The organism is Streptomyces sp. NPDC056480 (genome assembly GCF_042795405.1).
GTDB lineage: Bacteria > Actinomycetota > Actinomycetes > Streptomycetales > Streptomycetaceae > Streptomyces.
The window spans coordinates 24,648-39,036 of the sequence record NZ_JBHTSA010000033.1; the positions used below are offsets into that span (position 1 = coordinate 24,648).

At 74.4% G+C, this 14,389-nt stretch carries 11 protein-coding genes; 6 read left to right on the plus strand and 5 right to left on the minus strand.

Annotated features, from left to right (window positions below):
- Positions 1 to 34 precede the first annotated feature (34 nt).
- Positions 35 to 1,456, plus strand: coding sequence for an FHA domain-containing protein (locus ACFQ79_RS17020; RefSeq protein WP_383583988.1), 1,422 nt, complete (start codon positions 35 to 37; stop codon positions 1,454 to 1,456).
- On the opposite strand, the gene ACFQ79_RS17025 is transcribed toward ACFQ79_RS17020, so the two are convergent.
- Positions 1,437 to 2,411, minus strand: coding sequence for a methyltransferase domain-containing protein (locus ACFQ79_RS17025; protein WP_383583991.1), 975 nt, complete (start codon positions 2,409 to 2,411; stop codon positions 1,437 to 1,439). The two genes, ACFQ79_RS17020 and ACFQ79_RS17025, sit on opposite strands and share 20 nt — an antisense overlap.
- 85 nt (positions 2,412 to 2,496) lie before the next feature.
- Here ACFQ79_RS17025 and ACFQ79_RS17030 point away from each other — a divergent pair, with 85 nt between their 5' ends.
- From ACFQ79_RS17030 to ACFQ79_RS17050, 5 genes are all read left to right on the plus strand, one after another.
- Positions 2,497 to 2,901, plus strand: a complete 405-nt coding sequence (locus ACFQ79_RS17030) for a globin (RefSeq protein ID WP_383583994.1) — start codon at positions 2,497 to 2,499, stop codon at positions 2,899 to 2,901.
- A 221-nt stretch (positions 2,902 to 3,122) separates the two neighbouring features.
- The gene (locus tag ACFQ79_RS17035; RefSeq protein WP_383583996.1) at positions 3,123 to 6,479 is read left to right on the plus strand and encodes an FtsX-like permease family protein; all 3,357 of its coding nucleotides are present in this window, start codon (positions 3,123 to 3,125) and stop codon (positions 6,477 to 6,479) included.
- 89 nt (positions 6,480 to 6,568) lie between these two features.
- Complete coding sequence (locus ACFQ79_RS17040; RefSeq protein WP_383584093.1) at positions 6,569 to 9,400, plus strand: FtsX-like permease family protein; 2,832 nt, start codon at positions 6,569 to 6,571, stop codon at positions 9,398 to 9,400.
- On the plus strand, positions 9,397 to 10,383 hold the full coding sequence (locus ACFQ79_RS17045) for an ABC transporter ATP-binding protein (RefSeq protein ID WP_383583998.1): 987 nt from the start codon (positions 9,397 to 9,399) through the stop codon (positions 10,381 to 10,383). Before ACFQ79_RS17040 ends, ACFQ79_RS17045 begins: the two co-directional genes overlap by 4 nt.
- 111 nt (positions 10,384 to 10,494) lie before the next feature.
- Complete coding sequence (locus ACFQ79_RS17050) at positions 10,495 to 11,118, plus strand: hypothetical protein (protein WP_383584001.1); 624 nt, start codon at positions 10,495 to 10,497, stop codon at positions 11,116 to 11,118.
- Here ACFQ79_RS17050 and ACFQ79_RS17055 read toward each other — a convergent pair.
- The 4 genes from ACFQ79_RS17055 to ettA are packed head-to-tail and all read right to left on the minus strand — an operon-like array spanning position 11,024 to position 14,203.
- Positions 11,024 to 11,446: a GNAT family N-acetyltransferase gene (locus ACFQ79_RS17055; protein ID WP_383584004.1), complete on the minus strand. Its 423-nt coding sequence runs from the start codon at positions 11,444 to 11,446 to the stop codon at positions 11,024 to 11,026. The two genes, ACFQ79_RS17050 and ACFQ79_RS17055, sit on opposite strands and share 95 nt — an antisense overlap.
- Positions 11,443 to 12,117 (minus strand): hypothetical protein, encoded by a 675-nt coding sequence (locus tag ACFQ79_RS17060; protein ID WP_383584007.1) that lies wholly within the window; start codon positions 12,115 to 12,117, stop codon positions 11,443 to 11,445. Before ACFQ79_RS17060 ends, ACFQ79_RS17055 begins: the two co-directional genes overlap by 4 nt.
- Positions 12,114 to 12,536 carry an acyl-CoA thioesterase gene (locus tag ACFQ79_RS17065; RefSeq protein WP_383584010.1) on the minus strand — a complete coding sequence of 141 codons (423 nt, stop codon included), beginning with the start codon at positions 12,534 to 12,536 and terminating at the stop codon, positions 12,114 to 12,116. The genes ACFQ79_RS17060 and ACFQ79_RS17065 overlap by 4 nt, the downstream gene beginning before the upstream one ends.
- A 2-nt stretch (positions 12,537 to 12,538) precedes the next feature.
- A complete protein-coding gene (ettA, locus tag ACFQ79_RS17070) occupies positions 12,539 to 14,203 on the minus strand; it encodes an energy-dependent translational throttle protein EttA (protein ID WP_383584012.1) in 1,665 nt (554 codons plus the stop codon).
- Between the last annotated feature and the right edge of the window lie 186 nt (positions 14,204 to 14,389).

Sequence of the window (14,389 nt, forward strand, 5' to 3'; positions counted from 1 at the left end):
CACGGGCCGGACGACGAGAGGGGGAAGCACCGACATGCCGACCTGCCCGAACGGACACCAGTCGGTCTCCGACGACTGGTGCGAGGTCTGCGGCCATCGCATGGCCGGGGCGGGTGCGCCGACGGGTGCCGTACCGCCGCCTCCCCCGCCGCCGCCCCCCGCGTACGGATATCCCGGCCCCAACAGTCCCGGTGGCTACGACGCCCCCGGTGGCTATGACGCACCTGGTGCCCCCGGTGGCTTCGGCCACGGTGGCGACCCGAACGCGACGGCCCAGGCCGAGCTCTGCCCGCAGTGCCGGACGCCCCGCGAGCACATGGCGCCGTTCTGCGAGGAGTGCCGCTGGAACTTCCTCACGAACACGGCGACCTCGTACACGCCGGTGGCCCCGCAGAACGTGCCGTCCGCGCAGCGCCCGGCGGGTCCCCCGCCCGGTCTGAACCTGCCGCCGGGCTTCCAGTCCACGCCGCCGCCCGCGCCGGGACCGCAGCAGGGCCACCCGGGCCAGCAGCCGGGTCCGCACGGGCAGCCGGGTCCGCACGGGCAGCCCGGTCCGCAGGGCCCGCACGGGCAGCAGGGACCGCCGCCGGGGCAGGACCCGTTCGGCTACCAGGGCTCGCGGCCCTCGCAGGTGAACCGTCCCGCCGAGCCGCTGGGCGGCGACCCCACGCACCACCAGGCCCCGCCGCAGCGTCCGCCGGCGCAGCAGCCGCCCGGCCCGGCCGGTCAGGGCGACCCCTTCGGTCCGCCCGGTCAGCAGCCGCCCGCACCTCCGGCGTACCTCCAGACCCCGTCCGCTCCCCCGGCCGCGCCCCCGGGCGCTCCGGCCCAGGCCCCGGCGCCGCCCGCGCCGCCGCAGCCGCGCGCGGACGACGACTGGGTGCTCTCGCCGCCGTCGCAGCACCAGGCGCCGCCGCAGCCTCCGCAGCACCAGGCTCCTCCGCAGCCGCCGCAGCACCAGGGGCCCCCGCAGCACATGGCACCCCCGCCGCCACAGCAGCAGCACTTCTCGGCGCCCCCGCAGCAGCAGTTCCAGCCGCCGCGACAGCCGCTGACCTGGACCGCGGTCATCGGTCCGGACCGCGAGTACTTCATGGCGATGATGCAGCGCAGCGGCCCGGAGGCCGGTGGGCTGAACCTGCCCGCGTACTCGCCGGACAAGCACCTGCCGCTCCAGGGCAACCAGATCTCCATCGGCCGTCGCCGGCACTCCACCGGCGAGTCCCCGGACATCGACCTGGCGGTGCCGCCGGAGGACCCGGGCGTCTCGCACCAGCACGCCGTGCTCGTGCAGCAGCCGGACGGCTCGTGGGCGGTGGTGGACCAGAACTCCACCAACGGCACCACGATCAACGGCGGCGAGGAGCCGATCCAGCCCTACGTCCCCGTGCAGCTCCAGGACGGCGACCGGGTGCACGTCGGCGCCTGGACGACGATCACGATCCGGGTGGGCTGAGTCCCTCCCTGAGCAGTGGCCAGGCGTACGGCCCCCCGGGGTCGTCCAGCCAGGCCCACTGCCGTTCGCCGCTGACCGTCACACCGAAGCGCTCCCGCTCGGGCCGCCCCTCGCGCAGCCAGAGCGAGAGCGCTTCGTTCCTGTCCAGGGCCTGGTCGACAAGACCCCAGAAGAAGCGGAAGCGCTCGTCCCCGGCCGGGCCGTGGCGCGGGACCCGTCCCGCGACGCCCCGCAGCGCCACGAAGTAGGCCGAGGTCTCGAGGAACCGTCCCTCCGCGTGGGCGGCGTCGTGCACCCGCAGCAGCAGGAGCCCCGTGGAGACCGGGGCGAGCACCAGGGCGCCCGACCTGCACTGGGCGAGCCAGGGGTACGGGACCGAGGGCATCGCGCAGGTGGCCACGATCCGGTCGAAGGGGGCCCGCTCCGGGCAGCCGCGGGCGCCGTCGGCGGCGACCACGGCGGGCCGGTACCCGGCGGCGGCCAGATGGGTCCGGGCGGACTCGGCGATCTCCTCGTCCAGGTCGACGGTGGTGACGTGCTCCGCGCCGAGGCGGTGGCTGAGCAGGGCGGCGTGGTAGCCGGTCCCGGCGCCGATCTCCAGGACGTCGTCCCCCTCGCGGACGTCGAGGGCGTGGAGCATCAGGGCCATCAGGGAGGGCTGGCTGGCGGAGGAGACCAGTTCCCCGTCCCGCACCCGGGTGGCGAGGGCGGTGTCCGCGTAGGCCCCGCCGAGCCAGCGGTCCCGGCGCTCGGGCTCGGGGTCGCCGGACCAGAGCCGCTCGTAGCCGCCGGTGCCGGGGACGTAGTAGTAGGGCACGAAGAGATGGCGCGGGACCTCGGCGAAGGCCTGCCGCCAGCGGGCGTCGGCCAGCGCTCCCTCGGCCTCGATCTCCCGCACGAGCGCCCGTCGCGCCCGCGCGCCGGCCTCGGCGAACTCGTCCCGCCGCTCACCCATGCCTCCACTGTCCCGCCGCCCGGGGGCCCCGGCGAGCGGTCCTGGGCCTCAGGTCCTAGGGCGGGGCATCTGAGACGATGGAACGGTGAACGAGATTCCCGGGGAAACAGTGCAGGAGCAGACCTTCTACGAGCAGGTCGGCGGCGAGGAGACCTTCCGCCGTCTGGTCCGCCGTTTCTACGAGGGCGTCGCGGGGGACCCGCTGCTCCGCCCGATGTACCCGGAGGAGGACCTGGGCCCGGCGGAGGAGCGGCTCGCGCTCTTCCTGATGCAGTACTGGGGCGGCCCCCGCACCTACAGCGACCACCGCGGCCACCCGCGCCTGCGGATGCGCCACGCTCCGTTCACCGTGGACCAGGCGGCCCACGACGCGTGGCTCCGTCATATGCGCGCGGCCCTGGACGACCTCTCCCTGGCCCCGGAGCACGAGGCCGAACTGTGGCGTTACATGACGTACGCGGCGGCGTCGATGGTGAACACGGCCGGCTGACGCACCCTCACACCCCCGCCCTCGGGCCCGTCACCGCCCCCACCTCCACGGACGGACACATTCCGGAGTCGGAACCCCGAATAACGGTCACGATCGGATCAAGGTGCGCCCGCAAGCGGTTTCCAGCGGCACATGCACTCTGAAAGCATCCGAGAGAAGTTTCGGGAGCGTTCGGCACATGTTCGACGGGCGCACCGTGATCAGGGTGGCCAGGGGGATGGGTGACGGGGTTCGTTTTTCTGCGCGTCAGGGCGCACCGGCTGCTGCTCTCCGCGGCACTGCTCGCCGTGCTCCTGACGACCTCGGTGCTCGCCACCCTCGCCTCGTTCTCCGGGACGATCGGGGACGCCGCGCTCCAGGCGGGGCTGCGGGGGCGTTCCGCGGCCGCCGCCTCACTGCTCGTGAGCGGGCAGGTGCCCGCCGCCAAGCGGGCGGACGCCGAGGCGGCCGTCCAGGACGGGATGCGGAAGACCTTCGACGGGCTGCCCGTGACCGTACGGCGGCTCGAGCGCTCGGGGCCGTACGCGCTGCCCCGGAGTCTTCAGCCGCCCTCCGCCCGTAAGGGCGACCCCGACCTGACGCACTTCGCCGCGCTCGACCGCTCGCGGCTCTCCCTCGTCGAGGGCGCCTGGCCCTCGGCCGCCCGTACGGCCGGTGTCGTCGAGACGGCGCTGCCCGAGGAGGCCGCGCGACGGCTCAAGGTCGCGCCCGGGGCGGTGCTCGACCTCACCGACCGGTTCGACGCCCGGAAGCTGAAGGCCCGGGTCACCGGCGTCTACCGGCCCACCGACACCGGCGACCTGTACTGGCAGCTGGATCCCGCCGGTGGGCGCGGTGTGCGGACGGTCGCGTTCACGACGTACGGGCCGCTGCTCGTCGACCCGGCCGTCATCGCCTCCGGGGCGCTGACCGTCGGCGAGACGTCCTGGCTGGGCTCCGCCGACTTCACCGGCTTCACCACCGACCGCATCGACACCCTGCGCGCCACCGCGACCGAGGGGCCGAAGGCGCTGGCCGGTGCCACCGACCGGTTCGGTACGACCGTCGCCGCGTCCACCGCGCTGCCGACCGTCCTGGAACAGACCCAGCGGTCCCTGCTCGTCTCCCGCTCCACCCTGCTGATCGTCGCCGTCCAGCTGATCCTCCTCGCCGCGTACGCGCTGCTGCTCGTCGCCCGGCTGCTCAGCACCGAGCGGTCCGGGGAGACCGCGCTGCTGCGGGCCCGCGGTGGCTCGCGCCGCCGGATCGCCGGGCTCGCCGCCACCGAGGCACTGCTGCTCGCCCTGCCCGCCGCGCTCGCCGCCCCCCTCCTGTCCGGACCGCTGACCCGGCTCTTCGCCGAGCGGTCCGCGCTCTCCTCCCTCGGCGTACGGCTCGACTCGACCCCGTCGCTCCAGGTGTGGCTGGTGGCCGCCGCCGTCGCCCTGTGCTGCGCCGCGGCCGTGGTCGCGCCCGCGCTCGCCGCCGGGGACGGCTCCGCCGTCTCACTGCGCAAGGCCCGCTCGGCCTCGCTGCCCGGCCCCGTACGGGCCGGCGCGGACCTCGGTCTGCTCGCCGTCGCCGCCGTGGCCTACTGGCAGTTGCAGCGGCCCGCCGCCTCGGGCGGCACCCTCGGCACGGACGGGGACGGCGGCGGCTCCATCGACCCGGTGCTCGTCGCCGCACCCGCCCTCGCCCTGCTCGCCGGCACCGTCCTGACGCTGCGTCTGCTGCCGCCCGCCGCCAAACTGGCCGAGCGGCGCGCGGCGGGCGGGCGCGGTCTCTCCGCCGCCCTCGCCGGCTGGCAGTTCAGCCGCCGGCCGCTGCGCGGCGCCGGACCGGTCCTGCTGCTGGTCCTCGCCGTGGCGATGGGCATGCTGGCCATCGGGCAGAGCGGCTCGTGGGAGCGTTCGCAGCGCGACCAGGCCGACTTCCGCGTCGGCGCGGCCGTCCGCGTCCTCAGCGCGGGCCCCGGCGAGCCCACCGAGACCGAGCAGCTGGGCAAGGTGCCGGGCGTCCGCGCCGTGGCCCCGGTGCACCGCACCACCATGGACCTGACCGGGAAGAACGCGACCATCCTGGCCGTGGACACCCGGAACGCCGACGACGGCATGCTGCTCCGCTCCGATCTCGCCGACGTCCCCGCCCGCTCCCTCCTCTCCCCGCTGGCCCCCAAGGCCACCACCCGCCCCGGCCTCCCGCTGCCCGCCGGCACCCGGTCGCTCACCGCCGACCTGCGGCTCGCCGCGCCGAAGGGCGAGGCCCGGGTCACGGCGGTCCTGGAGGACCCGAACGGCGTCCCCTACCGACGGGCCCTGGGGACGCTGCCCGACGACGACCGGACGCACCGGCTGACCCTGGACGTCGGCGCCATGACCGCGGGCCCCGGCAGCACCGGGGGCGACCGGGGCTCCGCCGGGCTGCTCACCCTCGTCGGTCTGGAGTTCACCGGAGAGATCACCGCCGACGCGAAGGGCACCCAGACCCTCCGCGTGGAGCGGTTCGGTGTCGTCGGCGCGGACGGCGGCGAGAAGATCCACTCCCCCGGGACGGTCCTCGGATCCTGGGCGCACACCTTCGAGCAGACCGAGCAGGGCGACCCCCAGAACCCCGTCCCCACCTCCGGCGTGCCCGGCGCCGCCGGGCCGGGCGGCCGCCCCGCCCCGTACGTCCTCACCTTCGGCGTCTCCGGCACGCCCCTGAGCGAGATGTTCTGGTCGGCGGAGGAGTTCGTCGTCCGCATGAAGGCACCCGGGCCCAAGGCGCCGGGCCGCCTCTCGGCCGTGGCCACCCGAACCTTCATGACGGCGGCCGGCGCCAGGCCCGGCGACGTGATCGAGCTCGCCCTCGGCGGCCGCCGGATCGACGTCACCGTCTCCCGCGTCGTCGAGGAACTGCCCACCACCGGTCCCGGCGCCCAGGCCGCGTCCGCGACCAGCCCGGTCGCCACCCCCGAGGACGGCGGCACGATCCTCGTCGACCTGGCCTCCGTCAACCAGTACCTGTCCACCGGCGAGGCCTCGACCGTGGCGGCGACCGAGTGGTGGCTGACCGTCGAACCCGGCCGCGCCGACGACATCGCCGCCGCCCTGCGCGCCCGGCCCAACGCCGACCCCGCCCAGGTCCTCGTACGCGACGAGGTCGCCGCCGAACTGCTCGGCGACCCGCTCGGCGCCGGCCCCAACGCCGCGCTCATGGCGGTCGCCGCCGCTGCCGCCGCGCTCGCCGCCGTCGGCTTCGCGGTCGGCTCGGCCGGCGCCATGCGGGAACGGTCCGCCGAGTTCGGCGTCCTGCGGGCACTCGGCGCACCACGCCGCCGCCTCGCCCGGCTGATCGCCGCCGAACAGGGACTCCTCATCGGCATCGGCCTGCTCATCGGCATCGGACTCGGCGCCGTCCTGGCCCGGGCCGTCGTCCCGCTCGTCGTCCTGACCGGCCAGGCCGCCCGGCCCGTACCCCCGGTCCTGGTCGAACTGCCCCTCGGTCAGGTGGCCCTGCTGCTCGCCGGCGTCGCCGCGCTGCCGCTCGCCATGGTCGCCGTGATCGCCCTGCGACGCACCGACCCTGCCGTGACGCTGCGCCACCAGGGGGAGAACTGATGTCCGGCACGGCCGGGGAGCACCCGGACGAGGGCCCGCGCCGGAAGAAGACCCCCGACACACCCGCCGTACGCAGGAAGGCACCCGACATGTCCCGGTCCCGGTCGCCCCGGTCGCCCCGGTCCGAGAAGCCCGCCCGCGCCGTGGCGCCCTGGGTGCGGACCCGGCTACGGACCGCGCCCTGGGCCGCCGCCTCCCTCGCCGCCCTCGTCCTCGTCACCGCCTACCTCGCGGCCGCGCTGCCGCGCGCCGTCGACGCGTACGAGACCGAGGGGCTGCGGCACGACGTCCGGACCACCGCCCCCCGCAACAGCGTCCTCGAACTGACCGCCGAGCCGCCGGGCCTGGAACTCGACCTGCCCGTCCGCGAGGCGGGCCTGGCCCCGGCCGTGCTGCGGAAGCAGCGCGACGAGGCCCGGGCCCTGCTGCCCGAGCCGCTGCGGACCGACCCGGAACAGACCGTCCACGGCCTGCGCACGGTCAAGCGGGTCGACGGGCTCGACCCGTGGCTGCCCCGGCCGGACGGCATCTCCCCCCAGTTCGTGCTCTCCTCCCCGTCGGACCTGACGGAACACACCACGCTGCGCGCGGGCCGCCTCCCCGCGGGCACGGCCCGCGCGCCGGAAGCGGCGGTGACCGTGAAGACCGCCGAGGCCCTGCGCCTGAAGCCCGGCTCCGTCGTGCACGTACCGGGCCGGGTCAGCGCCGAACCGATCGCCCTGACGATCACCGGGATCGTGGAGCCGCGCGGCCCCGAAGGCCCGTACTGGGCGGTGGAGCCGCTGCTGCGCACCCCGGCGCTCGCTCCCCTGGTCGGCGAGGAGATCAAGTACTACTGGCAGGGAGCGCTGCTGCTCTCCCCCACCTCGGCACCCGCGATGCTCTCCACCACCGGTGAGCCGGAGGTCTTCTTCCGGTACATGCCCACCGTCGGGCACCTCACCGGGCGGGACACCGACCGTCTCGGCGCGGCGCTCGACTCGGCGGCCGGCGGCCCCGATCTGGTCAAGCTGCGCGAGGTCGTGGGACCCACCGGTGCGCTGATCACCGAACTGGACTCGATCGTCGACGCGTACGGCTCGATGCGCGAGGCGATCAATCCGGTCGTGGCCGTCGCCGTCTTCGGGATCGGGGCGGTCGCGGCCGTCGTCCTCGCCATGACCGGCGGGCTCTTCGTCGCCCGCCGGGACAGCGAACTGGCCCTGATCCGTTCCCGGGGCGCCTCGCTCACCGGGATCGGGCTGCGCCTGCTCGGCGAGACCTCGGCGGTCGCCGTACCGGCCGCGGCGCTCGCCCTGGGACTCGCGGTGGTGACCGTACGAGGCCCCGACGGCGGGTCCGGCGGCCCGTTCGGCGGAATCCCGCTGCTCCCCTCGGTCCTCGCCACCGCCGCCGTCGCCCTCGTCGCGATGCTGGTCCTGCCGCTGCGTGCCGTCGTCGTGCACCGGCGCCCGCGGCTGCACGGCGGTCGCGACGACCTGCTCAGCGCCCGCCCCTCCCGGCGCCGTACCGTCTTCGAACTCACCGTGCTCGTGCTGGCCGTGGGCGCGGTCGCCTCGCTGCGGCTCCGCGGCACCGCGGACTCCGGGGACCATCTGGTGAGCGCCGCCCCGGTGCTCGTCGGCCTGATCGCCGCCATGGTGCTCGTACGGATCTATCCGCTGCCCCTGCGGTGGGCGGCCCGCCCGGCCCGCCGGCTGCGCGGGGCCGTCGGCCCGCTGGCCCTGGCCCGCGCCGGACGCACGTCCTCGGCGGGCACGCTGCCCCTGCTCGCGCTCGTCCTCGCCCTGACCACGGCGGCCTTCGGCGGCTCCGTCCTGGCCGGCGTCGCCGACGCCCGCGACCGGGCCGCGCTTCTGGCGACCGGAGCGGACGCCCGGATCGACGGCTCGGTCGAGTGGACCCCGGTGCCGGCGGACCTCACCGAGGCGGTGCGCGGGACGGCGGGCGTACGGGACGTGGCGCCGCTGCAGATCGAGTACGGGGTGTCGCTGCCGTCCCCCGGGAACACCTCCGCCCAGCCGATGAGCTCGGCGCTCGTGGGCGTCGAGCCCGGCTCGTACACGCGGCTCACGCAGCGGACCGGTTTCGGTGCCTTCCCGGCGGCGCTGCTCGCGTCGACGGGCAAGGGCGGCAAGGAGGCCGCGGCGGACACGGAGCGGGTGCTGCCCGCGATCGCCTCGCCCTCGGTCGCTCGGCGGCTCGGCGGCACGCCGCAGGAGATCGTGTCGGCGGCCGGGGTGTTCCGGGTGCGGATCGTCGCCGTCCGGCCGAACACCCCCGCCCTGCAGGGCGCCGACTTCCTGCTGGTCAACGCCGCCGACCTCACCCACCGGACGAACACGGCCCTGCTCGTCACGGGCCCGGAGGACGGTGCCGCGCTGCGGGCCGTGGTGAAGGCGAAGTCCGACGCGCTCCTGGTGTCGATGCGGACCGAGGAGCGGGCCGGCTATGTGGACTCGCCGCTCCAGTCGGGCGCCGAGCGGATGTACCTGGGAGCGATCGGCGCGGGCGCCGGGTTCGCCGTCGTGGCCGTACTGCTCTCGCTGATGCAGAGCGCACCGGAACGGACCACGCTCCTCGCCCGGCTGCGGACGATGGGCCTGACCCGCAGGCAGGGCCGGCGGCTGCTCGGTCTGGAGGCGCTGCCGCAGGCGATCCTCGCGGCGGTCGGCGGCACGCTCGTCGGCTGGGCGACGGTGCCGCTGCTCGCGCCCGGCATCGACCTGTTCCGGCTCGCGCTCGCGACGACACCGGGATTCGCCCCGCTGGACAGCGCGCCGCTGCGGGCGGACCCGTGGTCGCTGGTGGTGCCGGCGGTCGCCGTCGTCCTGATCACTGCGGTGGCGGCGGCCGGACAGGCCTGGTGGGCGGGACGCAAGGGCTCGATCAAGGAACTCAGGGCAGGAGACGCACGATGACGAAGACCGACACGTCGATCCGGGCGGGCGCGGCCGGGTCCGCCTCCGACCCCACCACCCTGGAGGAGCTGGAGCGGAAGGCGACCGCGCGGCGCGACCGGCCCTCGTACGGCCATGACGCGCTCATCGCCTGCGACCGGCTCGTCCGGATCTTCACCACGGACGGAGTGGAGGTACAGGCCCTCCAGGGGCTCGATCTCCTGGTGAAGGAAGGCGAGTTGATGGCCCTGGTCGGCGCCTCCGGCTCCGGCAAGTCGACACTCATGAACATCCTCGCCGGACTGGACGTGCCGACCGCCGGCGCGGCCCGGGTCGCCGGGGCCGATCTGCTCGCGATGGACGGCAAGGCACGGCTGCGCTACCGCCGCGAGGTCGTCGGCTTCGTCTGGCAGCAGACCGCCCGCAACCTCCTCCCCTATCTGACGGCCGCTCAGAACGTGGCGCTGCCGATGCAGTTGAAGGGCCGCGCGAAGCACAAGGCGGAGCGCGCCGAGAAGCTCCTCGGCATGCTGGGCATCGCGGACGCCCGCGACCGGCGACCGCACCAGCTCTCCGGCGGCCAGCAGCAGCGGGTGGCCATCGCGGTCGCGCTGGCCAACAACCCGGCCGTGCTCCTCGCCGACGAGCCGACCGGCGAGCTGGACTCGGCCACCGGCGAGCAGGTCTTCGCGGCCTTCCGCCGCGCCAACGAGGAGCTGGGCACGACGATCGTGATCGTCACCCACGACCAGGCGGTCGCCTCCGAGGTCCGCCGCACGGTCGCCATCCGCGACGGCCGCACCTCCTCGGAGGTGCTGCGCCGCACCGAGGTCGACGAGCAGGGCAAGGAGTCCCTGGTGGCCCGGGAGTACGCGATGCTCGACCGCGCGGGCCGGCTCCAGCTCCCGGCGGACTACACGCAGGCGCTCGGGATGGAGCACCGGGTGGCCCTGGAGCTCGAGCAGGACCACATCGGGGTGTGGCCGGACGACGCGGAGAGCTGAGCAACCGGCGGGCACCGCCGGACGTCCCACCCTGCGGGGGTGATGTCCATGCCATCTACGGGTTCGGGCAGTCCGTCGGGCGCGGGAAGTCGGGCAGGCGCCGGGACCTGGGTGGCCACGCTCCTGCCCGCGTTCTGCGTGGCGGCCGTCCACGCCTGGTCGGCCTGGTCCTTCGGAAGCGCGTCGGCGCCGTCCACCACGGTCGCGGTCTCGGTCGGCGGGGCGGCGGTCCTCGCCTCGGCCGTGGCCTACTACCTGCTCGTCGACGGGGTGGCGGGGTTCTGGGGCGCACTGGCCCTGGTCGGCGCGCTGCTGCTCACGGTGGCCACCGCCGACCAGTGGGCCTCGCGCGGGGCGGTCGCGGACTGTGTCGTGGTGAAGGTCCACGAGGAGCGGCACGCGTCGGTCGGCGAGGGCGGCGGCGAGCGGACCGTGTACCGCCACACCCTGCGCTGCCCTGGCGGCTATCCGTCGGCCCTGGCGGAGAACCGCCGGATCGCCCCGGACGGCGGGGAGGTACGGGTCGCCTACGATCCGCGGCGACGGGTGGCACCGGCGGTGGAGGGCTCGTCCCCGCCCTGGGGCCAGGCGGTCTTCGCCGTACTGCTCCTCGCGGCCGCGACGGCGGGAGCGCGGAAGTTCAGCCGCGCGGGCCGGCGGGAGCGGGAGGCCCGGTCAGATCCATCAGGCCGGCCGCCGTCGGCCGGAAGCCGCAGCGCTCGTGGAAGGCGGTGAGACGGGGCTCGAAGTCCACGTGCAGCCAGTGCGCGCCGCGCCGCCGGGCGGCCTCGGCGGCGGCCCGGACGATGGTGACACCGAGCCCCTGCCGGCGCTCGTCGGGGTGGACGGTGGTGTCGAGGAGGAAGGCGTGCACGCCACCGTCGCCGACGACGTTCACGTACCCGACGAGCCCGTCGGCGCGGCGGGCGGTGACCCGGAGAAGGCTGCGGGCGAGGATGGGGCCGAAGTCGGTGTCCCGGTGCCCGGGCCAGGCGGCGTGGAAGAGGGCGTTGAGCTCGTCGCCGGTGAGCTCCGCGTCGACCTCGACGACGAGGTCCGTCACGCGGGGCCGCCGGGCGTGACGGTCAGCGACATGGACACCGTACGCACGGCGATCGAGCCGTACGGGGTGCGGAGCCGCAGCCAGGGACCGGAGGCGAAGAGCCCGACCGGGGCCTCGGAGTCCGCGGGCGGCAGGAAGCCGAGCGACTGAGCGGCGTGCACGGCCCGCAGCGGGAGACCGGTGGGCCCGAGGGTCCGGGACCAGATCTCGCGGCCGATCCGGTCGCGCTCGGCCGTGGTGCGCCGCCCCTCGGGCAACTCCTCGTCCCGCGACCGGAATTCGGCGACGGCCGCGGCGACCGCGCCGCGCATCTCGGCGGCGCCGGGCAGCCCGGCGACCGGCTGCCAGCCGGCCCGGGGCGGGAGGACACCGGTCCACGGGGGCCCGGTGACGGAGTCCGGGACGACCGCCTTGCCCGCCGACTCCTCGATGCCTTCGAGGAGTTCACCGGCGGAGACGGTGACGTCGAGGTCGACGGCGTCGACCAGCCGGGCCGTACGGATCGCGAGCACCTCGAAGGTCGCGGGCCTGCCGAAGACGGCCAGCGCCCCGCCGCCGGCCTGGAGGCGGACGGCGGCCGCCCGGTCGTAGTGGACGAGCCGGGTCAGGAAGGCGGCGAGGGCCGCCGCCTCCCTGGCGTCGGCGAAGTGCAGCGGCGCGAGCACGGTCATGCTGCGGACGTCATCCCGTCGTCGACGTACTCCTGGAGGAACGAGCGCTCCTCCGCGGAGATCCTGCGCGGCCGCTGCGCCTCCAGGTCGAAGGGCACGACGACCGTGGACGCCCGTACGTACGTGACCTCGGGGTCCTTGATCTCGTACGCGATCGTCAGCGACGCCGCGCCTATCTTCGTCACCCAGGACTCGATGGTCACCGGCTGGTGCCGGTGGACCAGCGGCCGCACGTAGTCGATCTCGTGCCGGGCCACGACGGACCCGCCGGAGAACGAGGGGGAACCGTCCCCCGGCGCGAGCCGGAACATGAAGTCGATCCGCGCCTCTTCCAGGTACCGCAGGAAGACGACGTTGTTGACGTGCCCGAAGGCGTCCATGTCCGACCAGCGCAGGGGACAGCTGTAGATGTGGCGCACGCTCAGCCTCGGGTCAGCTTCTTGTACGTGGCACGGTGCGGGCGGGCCGCGTCCGGGCCGAGACGCTCGACCTTGTTCTTCTCGTACGACTCGAAGTTGCCCTCGAACCAGAACCACTTCGACTCACCCTCGTACGCGAGGATGTGCGTCGCCACTCGGTCCAGGAACCAGCGGTCGTGGGAGATGACCACGGCCGCGCCCGGGAACTCGAGCAGCGCGTTCTCCAGCGAGGAGAGGGTCTCGACGTCGAGGTCGTTGGTGGGCTCGTCGAGGAGCAGCAGGTTGCCGCCCTGCTTGAGGGTGAGCGCGAGGTTCAGACGGTTGCGCTCACCACCGGAGAGCACACCGGCCGGCTTCTGCTGGTCCGGGCCCTTGAAGCCGAACGCGGAGACGTAGGCGCGGGAGGGCATCTCGACGTGGCCGACGTTGATGTAGTCGAGCTCGTCGGAGACGACGGCCCACAGCGTCTTCTTCGGGTCGATGTTGGCGCGGCTCTGGTCGACGTACGAGATCTTGACGGTCTCGCCGACCTTGACGGTGCCGGAGTCCGGGGTCTCCAGACCCTGGAGCATCTTGAAGAGCGTGGTCTTGCCGGCGCCGTTCGGGCCGATGACGCCGACGATGCCGTTGCGCGGCAGGGTGAAGCTCAGGTCGTCGATGAGGACCTTGTCGCCGAAGGCCTTGGAGAGGTTCTCGACCTCGACGACGATGGAGCCCAGACGCGGGCCCGGCGGGATCTGGATCTCCTCGAAGTCCAGCTTCCGCATCTTGTCGGCCTCGGCCGCCATCTCCTCGTAGCGCGCGAGACGGGCCTTGGACTTGGCCTGACGCCCCTTGGCGTTCGACCGCACCCACTCGAGCTCCTCCTTCAGACGCTTCGCACGCTTGGCGTCCTTCTGGCCCTCGACCTTGAGGCGGGTGGCCTTGGTGTCGAGGTAGGTGGAGTAGTTGCCCTCGTACGGGTGGGCGCGACCGCGGTCGAGCTCGAGGATCCACTCGGCCACGTTGTCGAGGAAGTACCGGTCGTGGGTGACGGCGACGACGGTGCCGGGGTACTTGGCGAGGTGCTGCTCCAGCCACTGCACGGACTCGGCGTCCAGGTGGTTGGTGGGCTCGTCGAGGAGGAGCAGGTCGGGCGCCTCGAGCAGCAGCTTGCAGAGCGCGACGCGGCGCTTCTCGCCACCGGAGAGGTTGGTGACGGGCCAGTCGCCGGGCGGGCAGCCCAGGGCGTCCATGGCCTGCTCGAGCTGCGTGTCGAGGTCCCAGGCGTTGGCGTGGTCCAGGTCCTCCTGGAGCTTGCCCATCTCGTCCATGAGCGCGTCCGAGTAGTCGGTCGCCATGAGCTCCGCGACCTCGTTGAAGCGCTTGAGCTTCCCCATGACCTCGGCGGCGCCGTCCTGCACGTTCTCCAGGACGGTCTTCGACTCGTCGAGCGGCGGCTCCTGGAGGAGCATGCCGACGGTGAAGCCGGGCGACAGGAACGCGTCACCGTTGGACGGCTGCTCGAGGCCCGCCATGATCTTCAGAACGGTGGACTTACCGGCACCGTTCGGGCCGACCACACCGATCTTCGCGCCCGGCAGGAAGCTCAGCGTCACGTCATCGAGGATGACCTTGTCGCCGTGCGCCTTGCGCGCCTTGCGCATCGTGTAGATGTACTCAGCCAAGAGAAACCGTCCGGCAAAGAGTGAGTGGGCAGATACACCCCATCTTGCCTGACCGGAACCCTCCGGCGGAAACCGGTAAGGCGGGAACGGGGCCCGGCGGGCGGGAGCCCGGGGGCCGCGGCGGAGCCGTACCGGGCGGTAGCGGGCGGAAACGGAGCCCGGACGTGCGACGACCCCGGACGCTGA